Below are 23,405 nucleotides of genomic sequence, written 5' to 3' on the forward strand. Positions count from 1 at the left end.
TTTTTATAATTCGGGATAGTTTTACGAAGTAAACGGATTTAAGTATATGAAAGTATTAAGGCTTCCGCTATAAAGACATGGCGACAAGCCGGTTTTTTCTAATGAAACCTTTTTCCCGCCCCAGCCGTAATAGATAGAAACAAGGGGGAGCTTGCATGTGGTATAGGGAGAGAAGTTATTGGCTATTACCGTTGATTCTTTTATTAATCGGCGTTGCCGTATTGTTTGCTGAAAATTTACTTAAGGTAACAGAAGCTCCGGATGAAAATATAAGCCGGGATTGGCAGCTGGGTAAAACATCAGCCAAAACAGAGCCTTTTATTCATCCGGAAAGTAATGGCTATATGATCAGTTATTTTTCTGATGGGTTTTTAATAGAAAACAGGTATGATCACTCTTGGGCACACCAGTCAGACAATCGTTATCCAATTGACCATCAGGAATTTTCCCGGGTTTTTAACGATGGGGAAGAAATGTTTTATTCTAAAGCAAATAGCCTGCATCAAGGGGGAGAGGGCGAGCTGTTTACGCGGGCTGATAAATTTTCCCCCACAGAATCACATTTGTTCATTTTAAAAGATGAGCAGCTCATACAGATAAATCGAGAGACGCTGGAAACCAAAGAGGTTTTAAAGCTGGATAAAGGCTTCAATAAAGTTATGGTAAAGGAGAACGAGGGAGAAGTTTATACACTAATACATAGAGCTGAAAATAACGAGTACAAATTGGAGATTTATCGATTATCTGAAGAAGGCTATATGCGGGAGGAGGCTGCCTATACCTTTTCTGTGACACCAGGGGAGACGATCCGGGAGATCGCTTATGATGTGGAAGATGATAAACTAGGGATAGTACTGGCAACTCATCTGAGACAAGGCAGCTCAAAGCATCATTATTACTTCGCTTTACATGAGCTGAAAGATAGGGAGCTGTCGTTAAACAAAATTCAAGCAGAAGATCCTTTTGGCTCTGGCCAGTTGAACGAATGGAGCGACTTAGAGCTATCATTGACCGACAAAGGTGCAACTATCCTGTTTGCCGCCCATGGGGCTACACAAACTACATATAATGATGGTCCAGCTTTCAATATTTATGAGATGACTATTAATGAAAGTCAATCAGAAGTTACTCGTATCAGCAATACGTCGGAACGCTCACAAAAGCCAACGCGGGTCGACGAAGATACTGTTCTTTGGATGGATGGAACAGGTGATTACAAGGAAATTAAAGTCGCCTCTAGTAAATATGATTTTGATGATAAGGCAGCAGGCTGGAGCAGGGATGATTTATTAAAAGCGCTAGGCAAGACGCTCGCTATGTCTTCCTACGCCCCGCTCACGATATTTGTCACATTGATGTGGTATATTGGGCCATTTTTATATTTGTTTATCATAATAATAGGTTTTCATAAAGCAATAGAAGATGAGAAGAGCTGGGTATTGTATGGTGCTTTTGCAATATATATTGTATCGGCAGGGATATGGTATGACTTACTGTTTACAGAACGCCTAATGAATCGTCTGCCGGTATTTTTGGATTTTCCGGGCAGTTCCTTTGCATTGCTGGTTATGTTTGGTTTACTATCCTTCTTTTTAATGAGGGCGGAAGCAGGAAAGAGGGATTGGGGAGTTGTACTGAAGTTCACTTATTTTGTGACGGTTCACATTCTTCTAATTGCAGTGTTTATAGGACCATATCTCCTTTAAAATAATCAGACTAAGAGAAAGGTGGGTGCCATGTATAAATATGCGCTATTACTTTTACTCATGATGCTGACTGTCGCTTGCAATGAAAACGGAGAAAACCCAGGAGAGACAGAACCAAATTCCAAAACTGCGCAGGGAAGCGATATGGAGATACTGGCAGCCGAACTACGCTCTCCCTGGGATATCGAGGTTTCAGGTGACACTTTCTATATAACAGAAAGAGAGGGAAATATAGTGACCTGGACGGAACGTGAAGGACTGATAAGAGAGAGTGTGAATACGAAGGAAGCAGTACATCAGCAAGGAGAAGGGGGATTGCTTGGCTTTGAACTCCGTCCGGACTTTGAGGAGTCACGAGAAGCTTTTGTTTACCATACTTATCAAGAGGGTGGAGAAATAAAAAATCGTGTAATAGTCATACGTTTAGAAAGAGATGGATGGCAAGAAGTGGACGTATTATTGGAAGGTATACCTGGAAGCAGGATCCATAATGGGGGAAGAATTAAGATTGGCCCTGATCAAAAACTGTACGTAACGACAGGAGATGCGGGAAGTCAACAGACAGCTCAGCAAGAGGACAGCCTGGATGGTAAAATCCTCCGCATGAGTCTGGATGGCAGCATGCCGGATGATAATCCTTTTGGTAATTCTTACGTCTATACGTTAGGTCACAGAAACCCACAGGGTCTTGCCTGGACAGAAGAGAATGAAATGTATGCCTCTGAGCATGGTTCCGATGCCCATGATGAAATAAACAAAATTGAAGCGGGCAATAATTACGGCTGGCCGGAAATTCGAGGTGACGAAGAGCGGGAGGGCATGGTGAAACCTGTCTTCCATACCGGGACTGATACATGGGCTCCCTCCGGTATCGCTATTAATGAAAGTAAGCTATTTGTAGCCAGCTTGCGGGGGCAGGCTTTGCGAGTAATGGACTTGAATACGTTAGAACCTGAGATTGTGACCGATGATTATGGGCGGATTCGTGATGTTATTATCGAAAACGAAGCGTTGTTTTTTATTACGAATAATACTGATGGACGTGGGACTCCTTCAGAAGATGACGACCGCCTGGTCCGGATGAACCTTCCGTAATATATCAGCGAGATACCCTTAGATGTAGAAAATGCCCGGTTCAATCATAATCGATGGACCGGGCAGGGTAGGCAGCATGATAGCGGCTATATCTTCTGTGAAGCCTTTTATATTAATTCTGGCCCCCATAGAAGGCGATTCGAGTATAGCCCTTCATTTCGCCTCGCAATTAGTTATCTTCTGAAATATACTCTCCCTGGATGAAAGTCATAATGGCGAATACAATGAAAGAAATCATTAGAACCGATCCGCCGACAATGAAGAATATCAAGTTAAAAGTATCCATTCCTTCTACAGGTTTGACATAATAGAGCCACATTCCTGCAGTCAGACCAATTGAACCGACAAATGCAGTCCAGACTTGGAAAGCTGCCAGGGCAGATTTTCTCGGAATAGGGAAAACTTTATAATAGATAGCAAAAGCAAACAGTGATAACCAGCCTACCACAAGAATATGGGCATGGACAGCTCTGAATTCATAGCCGCCTGCTCCCGCCATATGCGAACCGATAAAAGCACCGATAACGGCATATATAGCAGAAACACGAATTAGAAAACGCGTACGATCCATCATTCAACCTCCTGTATTATGTAAATAGTAACATGAACGTAGTGACTACCTAATTATATCGGAAGCAATCAAGGAAGAAAATATCTATCACAAGAATGTCAATTTTCCCAGAAACGTTTTATTTTTTAGCAGTTCAGATGTATTGTAAAATAAAAAGGAGAGAGAGTATGAATATAACCATGATTCATCATATTAGTCTAAAGACGAAAGATTTGAAGAAAGCGAAACAATTTTATGGGGATATACTCGGGCTGGAGGAAGAAAACAGACCGGATTTTTCATTTGCTGGAGCCTGGTACCGTATCGGAGCTCAACAGCAGCTTCACCTGATTGAAGACCCCGGCTTCATGTACAATCCTGATCGTCATATTGATACAAGAGGAAATCATGTCGCATTTCGAGTGCAAGATTACCAGGAAACAAGCGATCACTTAAAAGCCAGTGGAGTAGATATAAAGGAAAAGCCGGACAGCACTAGTGGCTTTGCGCAAATATTCTGTTGTGATCCCGATGGTCACATTATAGAATTCCATGTCCCTCAGCAATAAACACCAAGGAGGAATGAAATTGAAAAATATCCTAGCGGTAATTATCGCTGTGTTACTTATAACTGCCTACACACCAGCAGAAGGTGTTCAGGCAGCGGATGGCAGTGAAAATGGGGAACAGGGTTGGAATGAAGTAGAACAGTTTTTTATCGGTGCGTATGAAAAGTCGAAGCAAAATTTAGAGGAGACTAATATATTACCCCAATTGGAAAGTCTTTTTGAAACAGCTTCTGAAAAAGTAAAAGAAACGGACATTGAAACTTATCTGAACACTGCTAAAGAAAAGCTGTTATCATTAGGTGAAAATATAAAACAGGAATTCCAGCAGGGAATGGATGACCTGAATAGTGAAAGTATCGATCAGGAGGAACTTGCAGATTCTTCTCTTATGAAAGTAATGAATGATTTCAAGGAGATAGGATTAAGCATGAAAACTTTCTTGTAATCTCCACAGCTGACCTGTCATATGGTCGGCTTTTTTTATAGCTGGCTCTGCTAAATACCCGAGTTGATATTACATATAAGCTCCCTTTTACTGAAGACTCAGTTTCGAGATAGTTAAGTCCGTTACCATAAGTGGAAAGGGATGGGCAGGGAAACGACTCGCTTTCCTGCGGGGGACCTGGCAAGCTTCCTCGGGCTAAAGCCCTGCGGGATCTCGCCTAGCTCCTTCTCCCGCGGGAGTCTCCCCGTTTCCCTGCCCATCCAGCCATTGTTAAAGTAAACGGACCCTTCATAAAGAGTGTACAGCTCAAACCTTCATCTAAATGCATTTACAAAGGATGTATAGGCAAAAACATCTTCTTTCTATAATCGTAGGTTCCACAAGTGTGATTTCGAGAACTTCTTATGGCAAGGGGAGTGGGGGAACGACGAGACTCCTCGAAAATGCTACGCATTTCCTTCGTGCGGGGGTTAATTCAGGACGATAATTCATAGTCCTGTGGGATACGCGGGTTAGATGAGACCCCGCAGAGCGTCAGCTCGAGGAGGCTCATCACTCGCCCACGGAAAGCGAGTTGTTTCCCAACGCCCCAAAACTCTTACTATCATCTCGAAATCAAGTCTTCGACTTTTCGGGCCTATTGTTGAATAAGGCGTATAACAGCTCCTATAGGTGAAGAAAAGTTTTTATAAATTAGATGTGTGAGCTATGATAGAAGAAGATATTTACATAAGGAGTGGTAGAATGGAACACCGTCTGGAAGAAGTGGCGAAACAACTGAAAAGTGAAGGGTTAGATGCTGCTTTTATCAATGCCAAAGAGAACTTCTTTTATTTAAGCGGCTTTCATACAGATCCTCATGAACGTTTAATCGGTCTGATGGTTTTCCCGGAAGAAGATCCAATAGCTGTCGTTCCAGGCATGGAGAGTGGTCAGCTTCGTGATGCCGGCTGGAAATACGAGGTGATTAGTTACGCAGATCATGAGGACCCGTGGGCTATGCTTGGTGAATCGGTTAAAGAAAAAGCTTCTGACGAAATTAAAATAGTAGGGATAGAAAAAGATGTCCTTTCCTACGGCAGAAGCGAATTGCTGCTTCAGCAGTTTCCAGAAGCAAAGGTGAGGGATATAGCAGGAATACTGAATAACATGCGGGTCATTAAGGATGCTTCGGAAGTGGAAATCATCCGCCGTGCAGCGGCATTGGCAGACTATGGCGTCAAAGTTGGAACAGAATCATTACAGATAGGAATTACAGAAATGGAAGTGCTTGCTAAAATCGAATATGAACTGAAGAAAAAAGGTGTCAGGGAGATGTCTTTTTCTACCATGGTTTTATTCGGGGAGAAGTCCGGGCATCCCCACGGAGCCCCTGGAGACCGCAGGCTTGAGAAAGGCGATTTTGTATTATTTGATTTAGGAGTAGTGCTGGAAGGCTACGCTTCTGATATAACCCGTACGTTTATCTATCAATCTGCCAGCGATCAGCAAAGAGAAATCTATGACACCGTTCTAAAAGCTCAGAAAGCTTCGTTGGAAATCAGCAAGCCAGGAACGAGAATCGGCGACTTGGATCAAACCGCGCGGGATATCATTGAAGCAGCCGGGTATGGAGATAAGTTCCCGCACCGAATCGGTCATGGAATGGGCATTAATGTTCATGAGTTTCCTTCCATGAGCCATTTGAATGATGGTCAGCTGAAGGAAGGAATGGTCTACACCATTGAGCCTGGCATCTATGATCCGGCTATTGGCGGAGTCCGAATCGAAGATGATGTATTAGTTACCGACGAAGGCTATGAAACCTTAACAAAGTTTCCGAAAGAACTGCAGGTCATCGAATAGTAAAAAGCGGGTTACCTTCTACGAGAGGTAATCCGCTTTTTTGGTGTTACAGGGAATTAAGTTAGAGGAATATCTCCTGGTTAAGTCAAAATACAGTTTCATTAAGTAATGAAATCTAAGCTTAGGCTTTTTGATTGGTTGCTGCCATCAATGCTTTTATGGTGTGCAGGCGGTTTTCTGCCTGGTCGAAAACAAAGGAATGTTTACTGCGAAAAACTTCATCCGTAACTTCCATTTCGGATAACCCGAATTTTTCATAGATTTCTTTGCCCACTTCTGTTTCTAAGTCATGAAAAGCCGGCAGACAGTGAAGAAAGATGACTTCTTTGTTATTGGTTTTTTCCAGCATCGTTTGGTTGACCTGGTAGGGGTGGAGGAGCTTGATTCGTTCTTCGAATTGATCTTCTTCCCCCATAGAAACCCATACGTCGGTATAGAGGACATCTGCTCCTGCAACAGCTTCGTCAATATTGGCTGAAACAGTCACTTTCCCTCCTGTTTCCTTTGCGGTCTGTTCGGCATAATGGACAATTGATGTATCTGGGAAAAGGGCTTCAGGTGCACAAATTCGCACGTCCATCCCAACTTTTGCACCACCAATTAACAGGCTGTTGGCCACGTTATTCCTGCCATCTCCCACATATACGAAAGTGATACCCTTCAAAGAACCAAGTTGTTCTTTCACAGTCAGAAAATCTGCCAGCACCTGGGTTGGGTGGTACAGATCCGTCAGGCCGTTCCAGACGGGTACTCCTGCATGTTCCGCCAGCTCTTCAACGGTCTGATGGCTGAACCCTCTAAATTCGATACCATCAAACATACTTCCAAGGACTTTTGCTGTATCACGGACTGATTCCTTTTTTCCGAGTTGAATATCATTCTTCCCCAGGTATTCTGCACGAGCGCCCAGGTCATTACAAGCCACTGTAAATGCGCAGCGTGTACGAGTGGAAGGTTTTTCGAATAACATCGCAACATTTTGCCCCTCCAAGTAGCGATGGGGAACTCCAGCTTTCTTTTTAGCCTTTAAATCTTCCGCAAGATTAATTAGGTGATGAATTTCGTCTTCTAAGTAATCTTTCAGTGTCAAAAAGCTTCTTCCTGCCATGGTTTTCACTGGCTTGTCAACGGTCTGTTCCTGAATCATTCATCCATTCTCCTCTCTTCTTTTGCTTACATATTTATACCGTACTTATACAGTGACCACGATAATAAAGTAAGTGGATAAGGGGCTTTTAGAATAAATATACGATAATATGTATATTAACACATATGTGATTTATATGACCAGTGTTATAAGAAATGTTTTTCAAAAAAATATACGCCTCAGGTCTTAGGCAGAAATATAGCTCAGGCTCATTATGAAAGCTGTTTTTTAAAAGTAGAATGAAATCAAGATAACGGAAAGGAGGCAGGAAAAATGAAGAAGTTTATGTTATTTATTATTGGTTTGATCGCTCTGTTCGTGTTATTGGCTAATCTTGGACCTATGGTTTTGCTTGGGGTGAGCGTGTGGCTGTTGTATGTCGTATTCAAGCAATTTATCAAGAGCGATTCTACAGCAGGTAAAATCGGATGGGTCATAGCCGGTCTGCTTATCCTGAGTATAGCGGTTGCGAATGGGTACGCGGTCATTGGTCTTGCTGCTGCTTATGTCTTGTATGTCATTTATAAAAAATGGCAAGAAGACAAGCTGGAGGAAGATGTAAGTTTCAGCGCTAAGCAAGACGATCCATTCACTAATTTTGAAAAGCAATGGGCAGAAATGAAAAATTATTAATTAAAGGAGAGAATAGTGATGGCTAATTTATTTACACGTATCAAAGATACTATTTCAGCTGACTTTCATGAATTATTAGATCAGAAAGAACAAAAAAACCCAATGGCTGTACTGAATCAATATTTACGCCAAAGTGAACAGGAAACGGAGAAAGTGAGAGTATTAGTGGAACGTCAGCATAAGTTGAAAGAAGAGTTTGCCCGGGAACAAATGAAAGCACAGGACATGGCTGATAAGCGGCAAAAGCAGGCAGACATCGCAAAACAGGCAGGAGAAGAGGGTATGTATGAATTCGCGATGAAGGAATACCAGGAATACCATGAGCGTGCAGAACGTATGAAAGACTCCCGTCAGGAAGCTATTCAGCAATTAGAAGAATTGGAACAGAAATATGAAGATATGAAACACCGGTTAAAGGATATGCACCTGAAAAGGATGGAATTGATGGGACGGGAAAATGTCGCGCGAGCTCACCATAAAATGAACCACGTAATCGAACACACGTCAGAAAGCTCCTATAATCGCTTTCAGGAGATGGAGCATTACATCGACAACCTGGAATATAAAGTGAACAGTGCTTATTATCGAAATACATTCGACAGCAAAATTGCTCATCTGGAAAAGCAAATGCAGGAACAAGAAAAGACTACAGCGAATCATTAAAAACATGATATCCTAAAAAGGCGCAGGCATTGCGTCTTTTTATACATAATCAACAAAGAGGAGGGTGTCACTGATGCTGCAACGATTGAATACCGATACTTTAAACTGGATCATCATCATCGGTGTCCTCCTTTTTGTGCTTGAAGTCGCTTTTTTCAATGGGGGACTGATCTTTTCTGTCCTCTTTTCGGGGTTACTGATGTACATTGGCTGGAAAAAATACGCTCGCTTATGGGCCAAAGTTGTATTTTGGGTGGGAGCGGTCAGTCTAACCTTCACAATTCTTAATATGATGGCAGTACGATTCCTGATTGTAGCAGGGCTTATATTATTTTTGGTTCATTATTCCCGCTCCAAAAAGGAAGCGGTACACCTGAAGCCAGAATGGTCGCCTGATGCCCGGGAACCTCTTTTTAAAGTGGAGCCTCTTTTTCAGCAGAAGTTTTTTGGTAACCAGCAAACGGACGATATGGCATATCAATGGAAAGATATTAATATTCACGGGGGTTTTGGTGATCGAATCATTGACTTAAGCAATACCGTTCTTCCGGTTGACGATACCGCTGTTATTTCTATTCGGCATCTGATAGGGAATATTGAAATCTATGTTCCATATGAAGTGGAAGTAAGCATTTCGCACAGTGCTGTATTTGGGCGTGCCGCTGTTTTTGATAACCCTTATACAAATCTGATCAACCAGCAGCTTGCTTACCGGACAGAAGGGTATGGATCGAAACAGCCACAAGTGAAAATCATCACTAGCCTGTTCTCCGGTAATATTGAGGTGAAGCGCATATGAATATGGTTATGCGCCAAATCTTGTCGGCAGTACTGTTTAGTATATTGATAACAATCATCATAGCAGGGACTACTTTTTTAGCTTTTCCTTTGAAAGAATGGGAGGGGCTATGGGAAGTAGAAGTGTTTGATTTTCCTTACTTAATGGTCATTGTGAGTGCCCCTCTTATTATTGGGATGATCATCGGTGTTGTCTATGGGTGGTTTTGGCGTAGAAAGCTGCATGGTATTGACAGGCAGCTGAATGAACTGGTGAAAGGACAGAAGCGATCCAAATTTGAAAATGAAACGATTCAGGAAATCACAGATATTGAAAAGCATATCTCTCAACTGGAAGAAAAAATAAATAAACAGGTTGAACTTTCACAACGACTGGCGACAGAAAGAACCAATGAACGAGAGAAAAGTCTTCAGGAAGTAGTCATCCAGGAGCGTAACCGGCTGGCGCGTGAATTGCATGATTCTGTCAGCCAGCAGCTGTTTGCTGCATCGATGATGATGTCAGCGATAAACGAAGGAGACAATCCGGGCAACATCGCTATTAAGAAGCAGCTGGCTATGGTTGAAAAAATGATTCATCAATCCCAGCTTGAAATGCGCGCCCTGCTGCTTCATTTAAGACCTGTAGCATTAAAAGGGAAGTCGATTCGCGAAGGGGTGGAAGAACTCCTGGCAGAACTCACGCAAAAAGTGCCGATGACAATTGAATGGAATATTGAAGATATAAAAATGGATAAAGGCGTGGAAGATCAACTATTCCGCATATTGCAGGAATCCATCTCGAATACGTTAAGGCACGCGAAAGCAGATAAACTGCATGTTTTGTTGATCGAGCGCGATGAACTGATCATTATGCGTGTTGTGGACGATGGGGCCGGTTTTGATGTCGAACAGGCAAAGTCGAGTTCCTATGGTTTGCAAAATATGCAAGAACGAGCGTATGAAGTGGGAGGTACGTTTAAAATAGTCAGTATTGAAGGACAAGGAACCAGGCTGGAAGTAAAAGTTCCTGCGTTAAAGGAAGGTGAGGGCAATGATTAAAGTATTGTTTGCGGATGATCATGAAATGGTTCGCATCGGGGTATCCGCTTATTTATCTGCCCAGGCAGACATTGATGTGGTGGCTGAAGCGGATGATGGTGGTGAAGCGGTGGAGTTGGCTTTACGTCTAAAGCCTGATGTTATACTGATGGATCTGGTCATGAAAGAAATGGATGGCATAGAAGCTACCAGGAAAATTATCGCTGGCTGGCCGGCAGCTAAAATAATCATTGTCACCAGCTTCATTGATGATGAAAAGGTATACCCGGCGCTTGAAGCGGGAGCGACCAGTTATTTACTGAAAACATCAAAAGCTGAAGAGATTGCTTCAGCAATACGCGCCACCTACGAAGGACAATCGATTCTGGAACCGGAAGTGACGGGAAAAATCATGAGCCGGATGCGGAATCGAGTAGAGGACTCGCCACATGAACAATTGACAGGTCGGGAAATGGAAATTCTGCTTAAAATAGCGGAAGGGAAAACGAATCAGGAGATCGCGGATGATTTGTATATCGCTCTTAAGACGGTCAAAGTCCACGTCAGCAATATTCTTGGTAAGCTGGAGGTTCATGATCGAACGCAAGCTGTCATTTACGCCTTCAAGCATGACCTCGTCAAATAAATCCGGAGAAGGGGAGAGAGTATGAAGCATATACCAGTAGCCGTTCAAATGTATACCTTAAGGAATGAAAGTGAGCGAGATTTTTCCGGCACCCTAAAAAGGGTAGAGGAACTAGGTTTTGACGGAGTGGAGTTTGCAGGGTATGGGGATTTAACCGTAAAGGAAGTGAAAAGCCTTCTAGATGAACTGGGCCTTCAGGCCGTATCTTCGCATGTACCGCTGGAAGAGTTACAGGAAAACTTACCTAAAGTCATAGAGGAGCAAAAAATTTTGGGCAGCCAATACCTTGTAGTTCCGTTCCTGCTGCCCGAGCAACGAAACGAAGACGATTACCAGTCTCTAATATTATTTTTACAGCAAGCAGGAAAGAGATGTCGGGAAAAAGGCATTACACTTTGCTACCATAACCATGATTTTGAGCTCGATCATTTATCCGACGGCAAAATGGCACTGGAAACGATTTTTGATGAAACGAATCCTGAGGAGTTACATACAGAGCTAGATATCTACTGGCTGAAAAAAGCAGGAGAGAATCCGGTGGATTGGCTGAAACGTTATCAGGGACGGTCGCCGCTTGTTCATTTGAAGGATATGACGAATGATGAAGAACAGTTCTTTGCGGAGCTCGGAACTGGAGGCGTGGATATAGAAGCAGTGCTTGCGGCAGGGGAAGAAGCAGGCGTGAAGTGGTGGATTATTGAACAGGACGAGAGCCGGCGTTCGCCGCTTGAGAGCCTGGAGATAAGCATGAATTACCTGAAAAATAATATTCCTTACTAGAATAGTATGCACTCCTTAAAATAGACGTTGAAAAAATCTGTGGTAACAACGTGCGATTTTAAAGGGGTGCATTTTAATTACTTTAAAAGTTAAACAGAAAATTGGAGTCCTTAAAGAAGCTTTATTTTCCCGGGACACCTTTAATGTACATTAAACGATGAGAATGCAGGGCTAGCGGTCTTTATAGATGGTATACTGACTATAAAATGCTAGTACCCTGAAGTAATGGTCATGATAAGCAGTATTAGAACTGTTAGCGAACAAAAATCTGGCGGGAAGGACTTAATAAGTTGGATAAAGACCTGGCCAATGTAATAAAGCGGCATTTGGAGTAAGTTTGTCCAAAAATGTCAAAAGACAATAAACTCTGCATGTCTTATATGCCTTTCGTGCTAAGGGTCTCGTAGTAGAATCACCGAGCTGGGTTAAAACTAATTCTGAAGCATTTCAATTGATTGACATTATCTCAAATCTGAGATAAAATTATCTCAAATTCGAGATATTTACAGGAGGAACTGCAATGGAATTATTAGGTCTGCATCATGTTTCGCTGTTGACCGGTAAGGCAGAAGAGAACTACCGTTTTTATACAAAACTATTAGGGATGCGCCTCGTCAAAAAGTCCGTCAACCAGGATAACACCCAGTCCTATCATCTATTTTATGGCGATGCGAAAGGGAGCCCAGGGACAGAGGTGACGTTTTTTGATATTCCGATGTTGGGGAGGACTCATCAAGGGGTTTCCAGTATTTCCTCCACGTCACTTAGAGTTAAAGACACGGCTGCCTTGCATTTTTGGAAAAAGCGATTGGAAGAGAAGCGTATCAAGCATGGGGAGATTATAAAGCGAGCAGGGAGAGATACACTGGCTTTAGAAGACACAGAAGGAACAAAAATAATATTAGTTGCCGACAACGGCGAAACCGGGGTTGCAGCTGGAGAACCTTGGGAAACGGAAGAGATACCGGCGCAATTTGCCATTGTAGGTCTCGGTCCTGTCACGTTGACAGTAGCTGAATTAAAGCCGACGGCAGAGGTAATCACCAGCCTGATGGGATTTACTCATATCGGCTCCTATCCATCTCTTGTCAGTGAAAATCTTCCCGATATCGAAGTTTATGCAACCGGAGAGGGTGGAGCCGGAGCAGAGGTGCATATTGAAACCCGTCCTGAGCTGCCAAAAGAACGGCTTGGCCGCGGCGGGGTCCACCATGTAGCCTTTCGCGTCCCGAATGAAGGTGAGTACGATGCCTGGGCAGAACGTATCAGACAGGCACGTGTACCTAACTCAGGAAAAGTCGATCGACATTATTTCAAAGCACTTTATTTCAGGGAACCAAATGGCATCTTATTTGAGCTATCCACTGATATGCCAGGCTTTGATGTTGATGAACCGCTCGAAGCGTTAGGGGAAAACCTTTCTTTACCGCCATTTTTAGAGCCTGAAAGAGAAGAAATAGAATCGAAGCTCCGTCCGCTTGAATTAACTTAACAAGGAAGGGAACTATGTCACTGAGGCTGGTTCCCTTTCTTCTTAACAGCCCTTTTTCGTCCCCATACATAAAGGAGTAATCCAACGATCGCCATTCCTAATTCCACAAAATAAAGATTGCCATATCGGATGAGGTTCCAAAGAAATATCCCACCAAAGACAATCAATAGCATTTGCCCAATTCCTTTTAATAAATAAGTACCCATTTTCTAACCCTCCCAGTATTAGCTTATCCACTAAATTATTGTAAGGCAATGCTTCTTATAGATACAATTGTACGCTTGCTTATTTAATAACTTGGGAATACTGGTAATAGCATAACAGGAAGGAGTGACTCCCATGGAATGGAAAAATCAATTGGCAGGTAATTTGAAATGGTCCGCTGATATCTCTAATCGACAGCAAAAGGAAATAGTGGCTGAGCAAGTAGCAACACATATAAAAGATGGACAAGTCATTGGAGTGGGGTCTGGTTCAACCTCCTTTCTGGCTATCCAGGCAATTGCCGATAAAGTTAAAAAAGAAAATTTATCGATTACAGCAATTCCTACATCGATTGAAGTGGCTTTAAGCTGTGCGCGCTTGGGAATTCCGACCACGACATTAACGGAAGCGCGGCCGGACTGGGGGTTTGATGGTGCTGATGAAGTAGATTCCGAATTTAATTTGATAAAAGGGCGCGGAGGCGCCATGTTTGCTGAAAAGTTAGTTATGGCAAGCTCCCCAAAAACTTTTATCCTGGTTGACGAGAGTAAGTTCGTCGACCGTCTCGGCCATAATTTTCCGGTTCCGGTCGAGGTTGATCCACGTGCCATTAATCTTGTCGAAACAAAGCTTCAGGAAATGGATGTCACAGCAGTTGGTCTGCGGATGGCTAAACACAAGGATGGGCCTGTTATTACGGAAGCGGGGAATATCATATTAGAGGTCAGGTTCAATCATATCGGGTTGACAACAGAGGACGATTTGAATGCTATCCCTGGAGTGATCGAAAACGGTATTTTTTTCAATTACCCGGTGGAAGTGCTCTCCAACTGAACGAGCTCATCAGCCGCTGCTGATGAGCTTTTTATACGTTAGAAATAATAACAACGAAAGTGGCGAGGCTAACATGGTAAACTATAATAAACAGGGAAAAGGGAGGAGTGTTTAAAGTGAAGTATGAGGATTCAAAGGCAAAGGAAAAGGTACATACGGATTTTCGGGAAAAGATGACTTATGGAGAGTACCTCGATCTTGATCAGCTGCTAGACGCCCAGAATCGTTTATCTGACCACCACGATGAAATGTTGTTCATCGTTATTCACCAAGTCAGTGAGCTTTGGATGAAATTGATTCTTCATGAATTGCGGGCTTCCATTGAATCTATACGAGGAGGGGACCTGCAGTCGGCTTTTAAAATGCTTGCCAGAGTTTCGAAAATCCAGACCCAGATTATCCACGCCTGGGACGTATTGTCAACCTTGACACCTGCAGAGTATATTCAATTTCGTGATCAGCTGGGCCAGGCTTCTGGATTTCAGTCCTATCAATACAGGATGATTGAATTTGCTCTCGGATATAAAACTCCCCACGTATTGAAGATTTATGAAAAGAATCCAGAGCTCCACGGAAAATTACAGGAGGCATATGAAGCGCCAAGCATATATGACGCAGCAATAGAAGCGCTTTCCAAAGCTGGTCTGGACATTAATCCTGCATTAGTCAATCGTGATTTTACAGAAACCTATCACGGAGACGAGACGGTGGAAGCTGCCTGGACAAACGTATATGAAAATGTAGAAAAATACTGGGATCTATATCAACTGGCTGAAAAGCTGGTGGATATCGAAGATTGGCTCCAGCAATGGCGATTCCGTCACATGAAAACCGTGGAGCGGATTATAGGCCATAAAACCGGTACTGGCGGTTCATCGGGAGTAGGTTATTTGAAAAAAGTCCTAGACCACCGATTTTTTCCAGAATTATGGGATGTTCGAACGAATTTATGATAGAATAGGGAACTTTTCTAGTGGATTTCAAAAAATATGTCGATTAATATTACAAACATGTTACAATAAGGTTGCTCACTATTAACGAATAGAAGGGTAACTTGACTATGAAACAAATGACAGTATTTTTAATCATGCTTGTTTTAATGACTGCCTGCTCTTTTTCACAGGCAAGTACAGGGGAAAAACAAGCCAAATCCTCCGATAAGGAAAAAGAAATAAAACTGAATATATCGATAGAGTCAATCATTGAAGAATATGATGACTACCGGTTAGCCGTCCACTATCCTCAGACTTCCAGCGATCAGTTGAATCAAGTGATCATGGATTACGTAAAAAAGAGCATTGCTAAATTCAAGCAGGACAGTTACCAGTTGATTCAAGAGAAAAAGGGCGATACGCCGCACGAACTCAACATTGATTATGATATTCTTCATACCTCAGAAGAGATTGTCAGCATTTCATTTGCTGAGGTGGTTGATTTAGGGGGCGAGCAACCAACGCTTGGTATATCGGTCCTTAATTTTGATGTGGGTAATGGGAAGCGCTTGAAACTGGATAGATTATTTAAAAGTGATAGTGATTATGTAGATAAGCTGTCAGAATATGTGTCTGATCAGCTGCTTGCCCATGAAAACCTGGGATCTACCTTTGATGAAGCATGGGTAAAACAAACCACTTCACCCGATGAAGCTAATTTTGATTTATTTTCACTTGACAATAATGGCATGAATTTTTATTATCCAATTTCAGCTGAGGAAAACTCGGATGAACCAGTTGAAGTGACCGTACCATTAAATAAACTCGAAGGCCTGATGAAGGATAAGTATTTGTCCGCATTGAAAAAGTATCGTACAGAGGTTCCAGTTAAAAAGCTGAATGTTAAAGCGGAAGGTGCCCCTGTGGCGACCGACCAGGTGCTGATGAATGAACAAAAGAAGCAGATTGCTTTAACCTTTGATGATGGACCCCATCATTCCATTACAGAACGAATTTTGGAAGTACTAGATAACTATGAAGCAAAAGCTACGTTTTTTGTATTAGGAAAAAGGCTCACTTATTATCCCGAACTGATCAGCCAAGCTGCTTCTGCAGGACATGAAATTGGTAACCATTCATGGAATCATCGTCAATGGGGCCGACTGAGTGACGCTGCTATCGAAGAACAGCTCCAGAGGACTGCTGATAAAGTAGAGGAATTGACCGGACACCAGCCAAGTGTTATTAAGGCTCCTTATAATCGTGGAAATCGGGAAATCCAAAAAATTACTGAACTTCCTGTGATCGAGAGTAGTCATGACATAGAAATTTGGCGGTTATCAGAAGAAAAGGCGATTATTAACGAAGTGATGAAGCACGCGGAAGACGGAGCAATTATTTCTTTGCAGGAGGTCTCTCCTAATATGCTAGAAGTGATTGAACCACTGATCAAGCGTCTGACCGAGGAAGGGTTTCAGCTGGTAACGGTAAGTCAGCTGTTGCAGGAAAAACAACCTGAAATAACAGGACAACCAACTTTGTCATCATGGCGCCCATAACAAAGAGCAGCAAGCCTGAAGCTTGCTGCTCTTTGTTATACTGCGGCGTGTTTTTCAGAGATTTTTTCGTAGAATTCCGCATGCTCCTTCTGAAAAATTTGTACTAAATCTTCTACCATGGCGCTGGCTGTTGGCAGCTTTCCTGCGCCTGGTCCAGTCAGCGTAATCGTGCCTACGATATCACTGGTGATGGCAAGTGCATTATCGACACCGTCGATATGATGTAACGGGTGGGTAGAAGAGAGTAATACCGGGGATACTTCCGCTATAATGGTATTGCCCTCTTTTTTAATGACCCCAATATGCTTATACTTCTTATTTTCTTGTTTTGCATGCTGAATATCCGCCTCTGTCAGACTATTGATCCCCGTTTTTCTTACGTTCAGCCAGTCGGGCTGCTCACCGTAAATCAGCTGGCTGAGAATCATTAATTTATTGAAAGCATCTGTGCCATCAATATCATGAGTAGGGTCAGCCTCGGCATAACCTTTTTCCTGGGCTTCCGTTAAAGCAGTATCAAAGTCGATAAAACGGTCATTCATTGCTGTCAAAATGTAGTTGCTAGTGCCATTAAGGATTGCTTCTACTTTTTCGACTCGATTCACCTGAAGCAGCTGATCGATTGTGCGGATGATTGGTGTCCCGCCTGCAGTAGTTGCCTCAAATCCGATATGCACCTTGTTTTCCCGGGCTGTTTCAAGCAATTCTCTGGCATGCCTCGCAAACATCATTTTATTCGCTGTAATGACATGGATGCCCTTATTCAGCGATCTTCTTAAATAGGTGAGCGCTGGTTCCTCACCAACAATCGCTTCGAGTACCACATTCAAATCAGGAAGAGTTATGATTTCTTCAAAATCAGTTGTAACAAGAACGTTTTCCGGCAAATCTCTTTGTTTTGCAGGGTTTTGGACAAGAACAGCAGCAATTTCTACTTCCTTACCCAGGAGGAGGCGGAACCGCTCTTGATACTGATGAATCACTTCCTGTATTCCCTGGCCGACAGTGCCATATCCCAGCAGTGCGGCTTTGATTTTTTGCATAGTTATCCTCCTTAATATCAGCAGCCGGGGTGCTGATTCCCCGGCTGTTTTTGAAAATACGAACGTTTGATAAGTGCCTTATAGCGTAAGGGCTACATCGGAGTGATCCGTCGCTTGTCGTAATGTGACGGCACGTTCGTATAAACTCTCCCCGGTAATCGTTTCTGGTCCTTCTTCTAAAGTGACGTCTTCATTCTCTTTCACCCAAACCAATGCAGGAGCCAGTTGAGTAACTTCCTCACGGTTATTTCTAATTTCAGTGGCAGACTCACTGTAAATAATATCGACTTTAGTATCGAGCAGCTCATCTTTTTCTGATATATCTTTCACTTGGAAGCCTAGACGTTCCAATTTCTTGATTTCTGATTTACCTGTCTCAGAAAGTTCTCCTGTCGTGACAATCACACGTCTTCTCAAATCTCCATTTTCGCGGTCCAGCGAGGAACCGAGAACAGATTGGACAGTATCTTCTGCATTCTTGGGAGCAGGCGTTTCCGCTCCTGTTGCTAATTCAATTGCCTGATCCAGTTCAGCAAGCAGGTCGATGGTAGATTCCAGACCGATGGATAAACGTATCAATTCTTCGGTTACACCTGTTTTCTCAAGGTCCTGGGCGCTTAGCTGCTGGTGTGTCGTAGAAGCAGGGTGGATGATCAATGACTTGGCATCGCCGACATTGGCAACATGTGACCACAAGTTAATGTTATCAATTACTTTCCGGCCGGCTTCTCGTCCGCCCTTGATACCAAATACGACAATAGAACCTGCACCATGGTTCAAGTACTTTTTGGCCAGGTGATGGGTTGGGTGGCTTTCCAGACCAGGATAGTTCACCCATTCGACTCCATCATGTTCCACTAGATGTTGTGCTACTTCACGCGCGTTTTGTGTGTGCTGCTTGATGCGAAGGTGGAGAGTTTCCAGACCTTGTAATAATAGGAATGCGTTTTGTGGGCTTAGGCAAGCACCGATATCTCTAAGCAGCTGGACACGCAATTTGATGGCGAAAGCCAATGGACCGACATCATAGGCATAACGAAGTCCGTTGTAACTTTCATCAGGTTCCGTGAAGCCTGGGAACTTCCCGTTTGTCCAATTGAACCGGCCACTGTCTACTACTACGCCGCCGATGGTGGTGCCATGACCTCCAATCCATTTAGTAGCCGAGTGAACGACGATATCTGCTCCCCAAGTTATTGGTTTGCAAATATATGGAGTAGCAAATGTGTTGTCGATAATGAGTGGAATGCCATTTTCGTGAGCGACATCTGCCACTGCTTCAATATCCAGCACATTCAAACTTGGGTTTCCAATGATTTCAGAAAAAACAGCTTTCGTATTTGGCGTAATAGCTTCTTTGATATTTTCCGGGTCAGTACTGTCTACGAAATTAACTGTAATACCATAACGCGGCAAAGTATGAGTGAATAAATTATACGTCCCACCATACAAGTTGGTGGACGCAACAATTTCATCACCGGCAGAAGCGATATTCAGAATAGCTAACGTAATGGCAGCCATTCCGGAAGAAGTAGCTACTGCAGCAGCACCATCTTCCAGCAAAGCAATTCGTTGCTCGAAAGCATCGACAGTCGGGTTCATTATCCGGGAATAAATGTTTCCTGGCTCAGCAAGACCAAACAGGTTTTTAGCGTGCTCCGTATCCCGGAATACATAGGAAGTAGTTTGATAGATTGGAACAGCACGGGATCCGGTCGAAGGATCGGCTTCCTGTCCTCCGTGCAATAATAATGTTTCCGGGTTGTATTGATTGAATGGTAGAGTCATTAATATTCCTCCTTAAAAATTGTAAAAGATCGATTTAGGTAGCAAGGGATTCCACGCAGAATAAGTGGGGAAAGATTTTTGAAGGGAAAACAAAAAGCCCTCTTCCTAAGAAGAGGGCGTATATACGGTCCTCCTCTTATCTTTCAGATCCACAGATCTGTAGGAATTAGCACCTTTTCAAGCAATGCTTGATGGTTGCCGGGCATCGTCGGGCCTAGTCCCTCCGCCGCTCTCGATAAGAGATTCGATTGGTTAATGCAATATTTATGCTTGCTACGTATTCTAGATGATTACAAATTTAAAGTCAAACAATTTTTTATTTTTAGGAAAGGTTATCTGTTATCTTAGTGCTGATTTAATATTAAAGCTCCCTTTAATTGAAGACTCAGTTTCGAGAGAAACTGCTTCCGTTACGGTGTTGAGTGCAAGAAGGTCCGGGAAATCACTCGCTTTCCATGGGCGTACGGTGAGCTTCCTTGGGCTTAACGCCCTGCGGGATCTCACCATGTACTATCCTCCCATTGGACTTTGAATAAGCTTCTTGAATAGACACCGCACGAAGAAAATGCGTAGCATTTTCGAGGAGTCTCGCAATTTCCCGGACCTCCTTACTTTTATGAGAGAAACGGAAACCTCCATATGCAGGCCTTCAACCAAAAGGAGAGTTACTTTTAAAAACGTGCTTGTAACCATTGATTGTAGAAGATAGTTTCATCTAAACAGAGGTTCTTTTCTCCCAGCCGCCCCTGACACTTTTATGGTAAAGAACCGTAGATATCTCGAAATCAAGTCTTCGACTATTCGGCCCTTTAATTGAATAGTTCCTTTTAGAAAATTAACAATAACAATCTCGTAAAATTAAATTTAGAACGTTTTTCGACCAAGAAAGGCTGAATGGCGTTTTATAGAGCGGGCGATGTTTTGTTACATAGGTTAGTGGGAACAGGAGTATCAAGAACAAAAGATAGAGGAGTGGATGACATGAAAAAATATAGCGTAGAACCTAACAAAGATGTAACAGGCTGGTTTGTAAAAATTGAGGATATAGCTCCGACAGATTTATATGATGAAAAATCAGTAGCCATTGAAAAAGCGGAAGAGCTGGCAAAAGAAAATAAACCAAGCAAAGTATCGATCCAGGATGAAAATAAAGAAGTAATTGAAGAAAGAACCTTTTAACAATCAAGTTACTTCATACATGTAAACAAGCTCAGAGTCTCTATTTGGCTCTGGGCTTTATTTATGTATATTTCTTTTCTGGGGCGGTTTGGTTAATTATCTCTTATAATCAGGATTTTTCCTTGGCGGGTTTCGTGTAATCGGCTAACCTTAAGTAAGAGAAAATCGGTAAAGGCGGGATTACATGAAGCGAGCAGATTATGATGTCATTATTGTGGGGGCAAGAGCGGCCGGAGCAAGCCTCGGAATTTTATTAGGCCGGCAAGGTAAAAAGGTGCTGCTGATTGATAAAGCAGCATTTCCGAGTGATACGCTGTCTACACACCACCTTTCACACCTGAATTATTTAAAACAATTAGGTGTGCTGGAGGAGATTGAAAAAGGTGGACTGAGAAAAATCACAAGAATGCGGACTTATATTGGAGACAGCTTGATGGAAGGACCCCGCCAGTCATATACCATGGCTCCGAGACGGGATTTTTTAGACTATACATTACTTAAGCACGCGCTTGAATACCCTCAGATAGAAGTGTTGGAAAAAACACGAGTGGACGGACTAGTCTGGGACTCAGACCGGGTTTTTGGAGTAGATGTTGTACATAACAATGGCGAACGGAGTAAAATTTACGGGGAGCTTGTCGTGGGAGCAGATGGAATGCGTTCCCGAGTAGCCGAATGGGTTCAAGCGGAAAAGTATAACGATTTACCTGCCCTTAGACCGGTGTTTTATGGATATTATGAAGGTGTACATCCATTGGAGGAGCCTGCCACCGAAATTTTTCTCCAGGATGGCAGGATTGGCTTTTTGTTTCCGATGGAGCCAGGGAGGGATTGTCTCGGGTTAGAAATTCACCCGGAAGAATTCAAAGATTTTACTAGAAACCCTCAACCAATGTTTGAACATTATTATAGCCAGTTTTACCGCATGGATATAAGGTTGAAGCAAGCGAAGCTTCAAGGAAGAATAACAGGCGGTGCCGGAGTGGAGAACTTTTTTCGGACGCCCTATGGAAAAGGCTGGGCATTGATCGGGGATGCGGCACATAGCAAGGATCCGAGCACTGGTCTTGGTATAAATGATGCTTTCCTGCAATCTTTTCTGCTTGCGGAAGCGATTGACCAATACAGTAAGGGAGCAGACTGGAAACAATCGATGGAGCGATTCCAGCAGCAGCGGGACATGCAGTTAATGCCCGCCTATCAATTGACACTTGATTACATACAATCTGTTCGTCCATGGTCAGAAAAAGAAAGGACATTTATTAATACAATAGCCGCCAATCCTATTGTATGGAACAAATTAACTCCGCATTTACCGGAGCTGCTGGAACATCATACAAAAGACAGTCCTTTATTATGGAAGGCGGTTAAACAAGAAGCAGAAAGCCTGATGAAAGGGGTATAAGCTTTACTTTAATATCTTGTTGGAAACCACGGAACGATATTAAGAATAAATGGAAGGATCACTTGGAGGGTGGTCCTTCTTTTAGCTGGAAATAATGTTAAAATGAAGATAGGCAGTAACATAGCGAAGGGGAGGAAGGTCAACTTTGTGGACAAAGGCAGGAGCTTACGAAAAATTACAGGAGATCTATACAGATCAAGTCATGCAGGAAGAAAAACGGCGTGTATTTCAACAAGTGTACAGTCATTTACTCGCTCATCTGGATGATTTACAGGCCAGGAATGGATTGAAAGAGGATGTCGAAAAGCAATTGAAGTTATTTAAGGAGTACACATTCATGCCTGGAGATAATCTGTTCCAATCGATGCGATATATTTTCTTGATTGCCCGGGGAGAACGGGTAGAGGACAGGCAGTTGACCCAGGAGCATGTCCAGCGGGTGTACCGGGCATTGTTCAAGCCAGCTGGTTTAAAAACACCGCAGATTCCTGATTCCTTCTGGCACACCCCGCTCGGTGTCGCATGTCTTGTAGCTGAAAAAGGGGTAGAGAAGGCTTATCCCATCTTAGATGAAGTTGTCGAGTCCGAGCAGCCATAGAAAAAGCACAGGAGCCATCCTGTGCTTTTTACTGGGTGACATATTCAGCAATCGCCCGCTGGATATCATAAATACTTTTATCTTTGCGGAACTGCTTATAGATCGGTTCTGATGCACCAGAAAGCCAGATTTTCAGTTCAGCATCCAAATCAAACGTTCCGGCGGTTTCCACGCTGAAGTGGGTGATCGACTTATAAGGTACAGAGTGAAACTCGATTTTCTTACCGGTCATCCCCTGTTTATCTACCATGATCATTCGTTTATCAGTGAAAATCATCATATCACGAAGGATTCTATATGCCTTTTCAATCCGTTCGTTTGAAGTAATGACTTTTTCTAGTTGTTTTTCTACATCTTTCAAATCAACCTCAGAGGCGTTCCCCATCAATCCATCTAATAGACCCATTCTTATTCCACCTTTCCTCGGTTCTTATCTTCATCATACCATAAGTGAAGTGTTGCCTTTAACCAGTG

Annotated in this window: 25 protein-coding genes and 1 riboswitch; of the genes, 18 read left to right on the forward strand and 7 right to left on the reverse strand. The window is 42.9% G+C overall.

Translation table 11 applies throughout. The features are described from left to right. The first annotated feature begins 155 nt into the window (after positions 1-155). On the forward strand, positions 156-1,706 hold the full coding sequence (locus FHS45_RS12685) for a hypothetical protein (RefSeq protein ID WP_062442831.1): 1,551 nt from the start codon (positions 156-158) through the stop codon (positions 1,704-1,706). Positions 1,707-1,736: 30 nt separating this feature from the next. After that, a complete protein-coding gene (locus tag FHS45_RS12690) occupies positions 1,737-2,801 on the forward strand; it encodes a PQQ-dependent sugar dehydrogenase (RefSeq protein ID WP_062442830.1) in 1,065 nt (354 codons plus the stop codon). Positions 2,802-2,970: 169 nt separating this feature from the next. Here FHS45_RS12690 and FHS45_RS12695 read toward each other — a convergent pair whose 3' ends face one another. Beyond that, a complete protein-coding gene (locus FHS45_RS12695) occupies positions 2,971-3,372 on the reverse strand; it encodes a hypothetical protein (protein ID WP_062442829.1) in 402 nt (133 codons plus the stop codon). A gap of 167 nt (positions 3,373-3,539) precedes the next feature. On the opposite strand from FHS45_RS12695, the gene FHS45_RS12700 reads away from it, so the two are divergent. From FHS45_RS12700 to FHS45_RS12710, 3 genes are all read left to right on the forward strand, one after another. Beyond that, entirely contained in the window at positions 3,540-3,920 is a 381-nt protein-coding gene (locus FHS45_RS12700) for a VOC family protein (RefSeq protein ID WP_062442827.1), read from the forward strand. 19 nt (positions 3,921-3,939) lie between these two features. Beyond that, positions 3,940-4,365 (forward strand): hypothetical protein, encoded by a 426-nt coding sequence (locus FHS45_RS12705; RefSeq protein ID WP_062442824.1) that lies wholly within the window; start codon positions 3,940-3,942, stop codon positions 4,363-4,365. Positions 4,366-5,109: 744 nt separating this feature from the next. After that, the gene (locus FHS45_RS12710) at positions 5,110-6,210 is read left to right on the forward strand and encodes a M24 family metallopeptidase (RefSeq protein ID WP_062442820.1); all 1,101 of its coding nucleotides are present in this window, start codon (positions 5,110-5,112) and stop codon (positions 6,208-6,210) included. A gap of 121 nt (positions 6,211-6,331) precedes the next feature. On the opposite strand, the gene argF is transcribed toward FHS45_RS12710, so the two are convergent. Next, positions 6,332-7,357 carry an ornithine carbamoyltransferase gene (argF, locus tag FHS45_RS12715; RefSeq protein ID WP_062442817.1) on the reverse strand — a complete coding sequence of 342 codons (1,026 nt, stop codon included), beginning with the start codon at positions 7,355-7,357 and terminating at the stop codon, positions 6,332-6,334. A gap of 273 nt (positions 7,358-7,630) precedes the next feature. On the opposite strand from argF, the gene FHS45_RS12720 reads away from it, so the two are divergent. From FHS45_RS12720 to FHS45_RS12750, 7 genes are all read left to right on the forward strand, one after another. Next, on the forward strand, positions 7,631-7,990 hold the full coding sequence (locus FHS45_RS12720; RefSeq protein ID WP_062442815.1) for a lmo0954 family membrane protein: 360 nt from the start codon (positions 7,631-7,633) through the stop codon (positions 7,988-7,990). Positions 7,991-8,008: 18 nt separating this feature from the next. Continuing rightward, positions 8,009-8,653 (forward strand): PspA/IM30 family protein, encoded by a 645-nt coding sequence (locus FHS45_RS12725; protein ID WP_062442812.1) that lies wholly within the window; start codon positions 8,009-8,011, stop codon positions 8,651-8,653. Positions 8,654-8,726: 73 nt separating this feature from the next. Continuing rightward, positions 8,727-9,452: a cell wall-active antibiotics response protein LiaF gene (gene liaF / locus FHS45_RS12730; RefSeq protein WP_062442810.1), complete on the forward strand. Its 726-nt coding sequence runs from the start codon at positions 8,727-8,729 to the stop codon at positions 9,450-9,452. Further along, entirely contained in the window at positions 9,449-10,492 is a 1,044-nt protein-coding gene (locus FHS45_RS12735) for a sensor histidine kinase (RefSeq protein ID WP_062442807.1), read from the forward strand. The genes liaF and FHS45_RS12735 overlap by 4 nt, the downstream gene beginning before the upstream one ends. After that, positions 10,485-11,117 (forward strand): response regulator transcription factor, encoded by a 633-nt coding sequence (locus tag FHS45_RS12740; RefSeq protein ID WP_062442804.1) that lies wholly within the window; start codon positions 10,485-10,487, stop codon positions 11,115-11,117. Before FHS45_RS12735 ends, FHS45_RS12740 begins: the two co-directional genes overlap by 8 nt. Before the next feature lie 21 nt (positions 11,118-11,138). Next, positions 11,139-11,897: a sugar phosphate isomerase/epimerase family protein gene (locus tag FHS45_RS12745; protein WP_062442801.1), complete on the forward strand. Its 759-nt coding sequence runs from the start codon at positions 11,139-11,141 to the stop codon at positions 11,895-11,897. 520 nt (positions 11,898-12,417) lie between these two features. Then, positions 12,418-13,389 (forward strand): ring-cleaving dioxygenase, encoded by a 972-nt coding sequence (locus tag FHS45_RS12750; RefSeq protein WP_062442798.1) that lies wholly within the window; start codon positions 12,418-12,420, stop codon positions 13,387-13,389. Between the two features lie 17 nt (positions 13,390-13,406). Here FHS45_RS12750 and FHS45_RS12755 read toward each other — a convergent pair whose 3' ends face one another. After that, complete coding sequence (locus FHS45_RS12755) at positions 13,407-13,595, reverse strand: hypothetical protein (RefSeq protein WP_062442795.1); 189 nt, start codon at positions 13,593-13,595, stop codon at positions 13,407-13,409. A 133-nt stretch (positions 13,596-13,728) separates the two neighbouring features. Here FHS45_RS12755 and rpiA point away from each other — a divergent pair, with 133 nt between their 5' ends. From rpiA to FHS45_RS12770, 3 genes are all read left to right on the forward strand, one after another. Beyond that, positions 13,729-14,427: a ribose 5-phosphate isomerase A gene (rpiA, locus tag FHS45_RS12760; protein ID WP_062442792.1), complete on the forward strand. Its 699-nt coding sequence runs from the start codon at positions 13,729-13,731 to the stop codon at positions 14,425-14,427. Between the two features lie 116 nt (positions 14,428-14,543). Continuing rightward, complete coding sequence (kynA, locus tag FHS45_RS12765) at positions 14,544-15,380, forward strand: tryptophan 2,3-dioxygenase (protein ID WP_148350050.1); 837 nt, start codon at positions 14,544-14,546, stop codon at positions 15,378-15,380. Positions 15,381-15,496: 116 nt separating this feature from the next. After that, a complete protein-coding gene (locus FHS45_RS12770; RefSeq protein ID WP_166761414.1) occupies positions 15,497-16,918 on the forward strand; it encodes a polysaccharide deacetylase family protein in 1,422 nt (473 codons plus the stop codon). 35 nt (positions 16,919-16,953) lie between these two features. Here FHS45_RS12770 and FHS45_RS12775 read toward each other — a convergent pair whose 3' ends face one another. The 3 genes from FHS45_RS12775 to FHS45_RS12785 all read right to left on the reverse strand — a co-directional run bounded on the left by FHS45_RS12775 (position 16,954) and on the right by FHS45_RS12785 (position 20,256). Next, positions 16,954-17,961 carry a homoserine dehydrogenase gene (locus FHS45_RS12775; protein WP_062442783.1) on the reverse strand — a complete coding sequence of 336 codons (1,008 nt, stop codon included), beginning with the start codon at positions 17,959-17,961 and terminating at the stop codon, positions 16,954-16,956. A gap of 78 nt (positions 17,962-18,039) precedes the next feature. Beyond that, positions 18,040-19,749, reverse strand: a complete 1,710-nt coding sequence (locus FHS45_RS12780; RefSeq protein WP_062442779.1) for an O-acetylhomoserine aminocarboxypropyltransferase/cysteine synthase family protein — start codon at positions 19,747-19,749, stop codon at positions 18,040-18,042. Positions 19,750-19,882: 133 nt separating this feature from the next. Further along, a riboswitch (SAM riboswitch) is annotated at positions 19,883-19,991 on the reverse strand. 97 nt (positions 19,992-20,088) lie between these two features. After that, on the reverse strand, positions 20,089-20,256 hold the full coding sequence (locus tag FHS45_RS12785; RefSeq protein ID WP_157620152.1) for a hypothetical protein: 168 nt from the start codon (positions 20,254-20,256) through the stop codon (positions 20,089-20,091). Between the two features lie 474 nt (positions 20,257-20,730). On the opposite strand from FHS45_RS12785, the gene FHS45_RS12790 reads away from it, so the two are divergent. From FHS45_RS12790 to FHS45_RS12800, 3 genes are all read left to right on the forward strand, one after another. Next, on the forward strand, positions 20,731-20,928 hold the full coding sequence (locus tag FHS45_RS12790; protein ID WP_062442776.1) for a DUF2188 domain-containing protein: 198 nt from the start codon (positions 20,731-20,733) through the stop codon (positions 20,926-20,928). Positions 20,929-21,112: 184 nt separating this feature from the next. After that, positions 21,113-22,333: an NAD(P)/FAD-dependent oxidoreductase gene (locus FHS45_RS12795; protein ID WP_062442773.1), complete on the forward strand. Its 1,221-nt coding sequence runs from the start codon at positions 21,113-21,115 to the stop codon at positions 22,331-22,333. 145 nt (positions 22,334-22,478) lie between these two features. Further along, positions 22,479-22,931: a hypothetical protein gene (locus FHS45_RS12800; protein WP_229717913.1), complete on the forward strand. Its 453-nt coding sequence runs from the start codon at positions 22,479-22,481 to the stop codon at positions 22,929-22,931. Between the two features lie 28 nt (positions 22,932-22,959). On the opposite strand, the gene FHS45_RS12805 is transcribed toward FHS45_RS12800, so the two are convergent. Further along, the gene (locus tag FHS45_RS12805; RefSeq protein WP_062442770.1) at positions 22,960-23,337 is read right to left on the reverse strand and encodes a PH domain-containing protein; all 378 of its coding nucleotides are present in this window, start codon (positions 23,335-23,337) and stop codon (positions 22,960-22,962) included. Between the last annotated feature and the right edge of the window lie 68 nt (positions 23,338-23,405).

This window comes from Thalassobacillus devorans, from assembly GCF_011761345.1.
Taxonomy (GTDB): domain Bacteria; phylum Bacillota; class Bacilli; order Bacillales; family Halobacillaceae; genus Thalassobacillus; species Thalassobacillus devorans.

Bases quoted from the DNA above. Each gene is read 5' to 3' on its own strand.
- FHS45_RS12685 (WP_062442831.1), top strand. From the start codon at position 156: ATGTGGTATAGGGAGAGAAGTTATTGGCTATTACCGTTGATTCTTTTA.
- FHS45_RS12690 (WP_062442830.1), top strand. From the start codon at position 1,737: ATGTATAAATATGCGCTATTACTTTTACTCATGATGCTGACTGTCGCT.
- FHS45_RS12695 (WP_062442829.1), bottom strand. From the start codon at position 3,372: ATGGATCGTACGCGTTTTCTAATTCGTGTTTCTGCTATATATGCCGTT.
- FHS45_RS12700 (WP_062442827.1), top strand. From the start codon at position 3,540: ATGAATATAACCATGATTCATCATATTAGTCTAAAGACGAAAGATTTG.
- FHS45_RS12710 (WP_062442820.1), top strand. From the start codon at position 5,110: ATGGAACACCGTCTGGAAGAAGTGGCGAAACAACTGAAAAGTGAAGGG.
- argF (WP_062442817.1), bottom strand. From the start codon at position 7,357: ATGATTCAGGAACAGACCGTTGACAAGCCAGTGAAAACCATGGCAGGA.
- FHS45_RS12720 (WP_062442815.1), top strand. From the start codon at position 7,631: ATGAAGAAGTTTATGTTATTTATTATTGGTTTGATCGCTCTGTTCGTG.
- FHS45_RS12725 (WP_062442812.1), top strand. From the start codon at position 8,009: ATGGCTAATTTATTTACACGTATCAAAGATACTATTTCAGCTGACTTT.
- liaF (WP_062442810.1), top strand. From the start codon at position 8,727: ATGCTGCAACGATTGAATACCGATACTTTAAACTGGATCATCATCATC.
- FHS45_RS12735 (WP_062442807.1), top strand. From the start codon at position 9,449: ATGAATATGGTTATGCGCCAAATCTTGTCGGCAGTACTGTTTAGTATA.
- FHS45_RS12740 (WP_062442804.1), top strand. From the start codon at position 10,485: ATGATTAAAGTATTGTTTGCGGATGATCATGAAATGGTTCGCATCGGG.
- FHS45_RS12745 (WP_062442801.1), top strand. From the start codon at position 11,139: ATGAAGCATATACCAGTAGCCGTTCAAATGTATACCTTAAGGAATGAA.
- FHS45_RS12750 (WP_062442798.1), top strand. From the start codon at position 12,418: ATGGAATTATTAGGTCTGCATCATGTTTCGCTGTTGACCGGTAAGGCA.
- FHS45_RS12755 (WP_062442795.1), bottom strand. From the start codon at position 13,595: ATGGGTACTTATTTATTAAAAGGAATTGGGCAAATGCTATTGATTGTC.
- rpiA (WP_062442792.1), top strand. From the start codon at position 13,729: ATGGAATGGAAAAATCAATTGGCAGGTAATTTGAAATGGTCCGCTGAT.
- FHS45_RS12770 (WP_166761414.1), top strand. From the start codon at position 15,497: ATGACAGTATTTTTAATCATGCTTGTTTTAATGACTGCCTGCTCTTTT.
- FHS45_RS12775 (WP_062442783.1), bottom strand. From the start codon at position 17,961: ATGCAAAAAATCAAAGCCGCACTGCTGGGATATGGCACTGTCGGCCAG.
- FHS45_RS12780 (WP_062442779.1), bottom strand. From the start codon at position 19,749: ATGACTCTACCATTCAATCAATACAACCCGGAAACATTATTATTGCAC.
- FHS45_RS12785 (WP_157620152.1), bottom strand. From the start codon at position 20,256: ATGGTGAGATCCCGCAGGGCGTTAAGCCCAAGGAAGCTCACCGTACGC.
- FHS45_RS12790 (WP_062442776.1), top strand. From the start codon at position 20,731: ATGAAAAAATATAGCGTAGAACCTAACAAAGATGTAACAGGCTGGTTT.
- FHS45_RS12795 (WP_062442773.1), top strand. From the start codon at position 21,113: ATGAAGCGAGCAGATTATGATGTCATTATTGTGGGGGCAAGAGCGGCC.
- FHS45_RS12805 (WP_062442770.1), bottom strand. From the start codon at position 23,337: ATGGGTCTATTAGATGGATTGATGGGGAACGCCTCTGAGGTTGATTTG.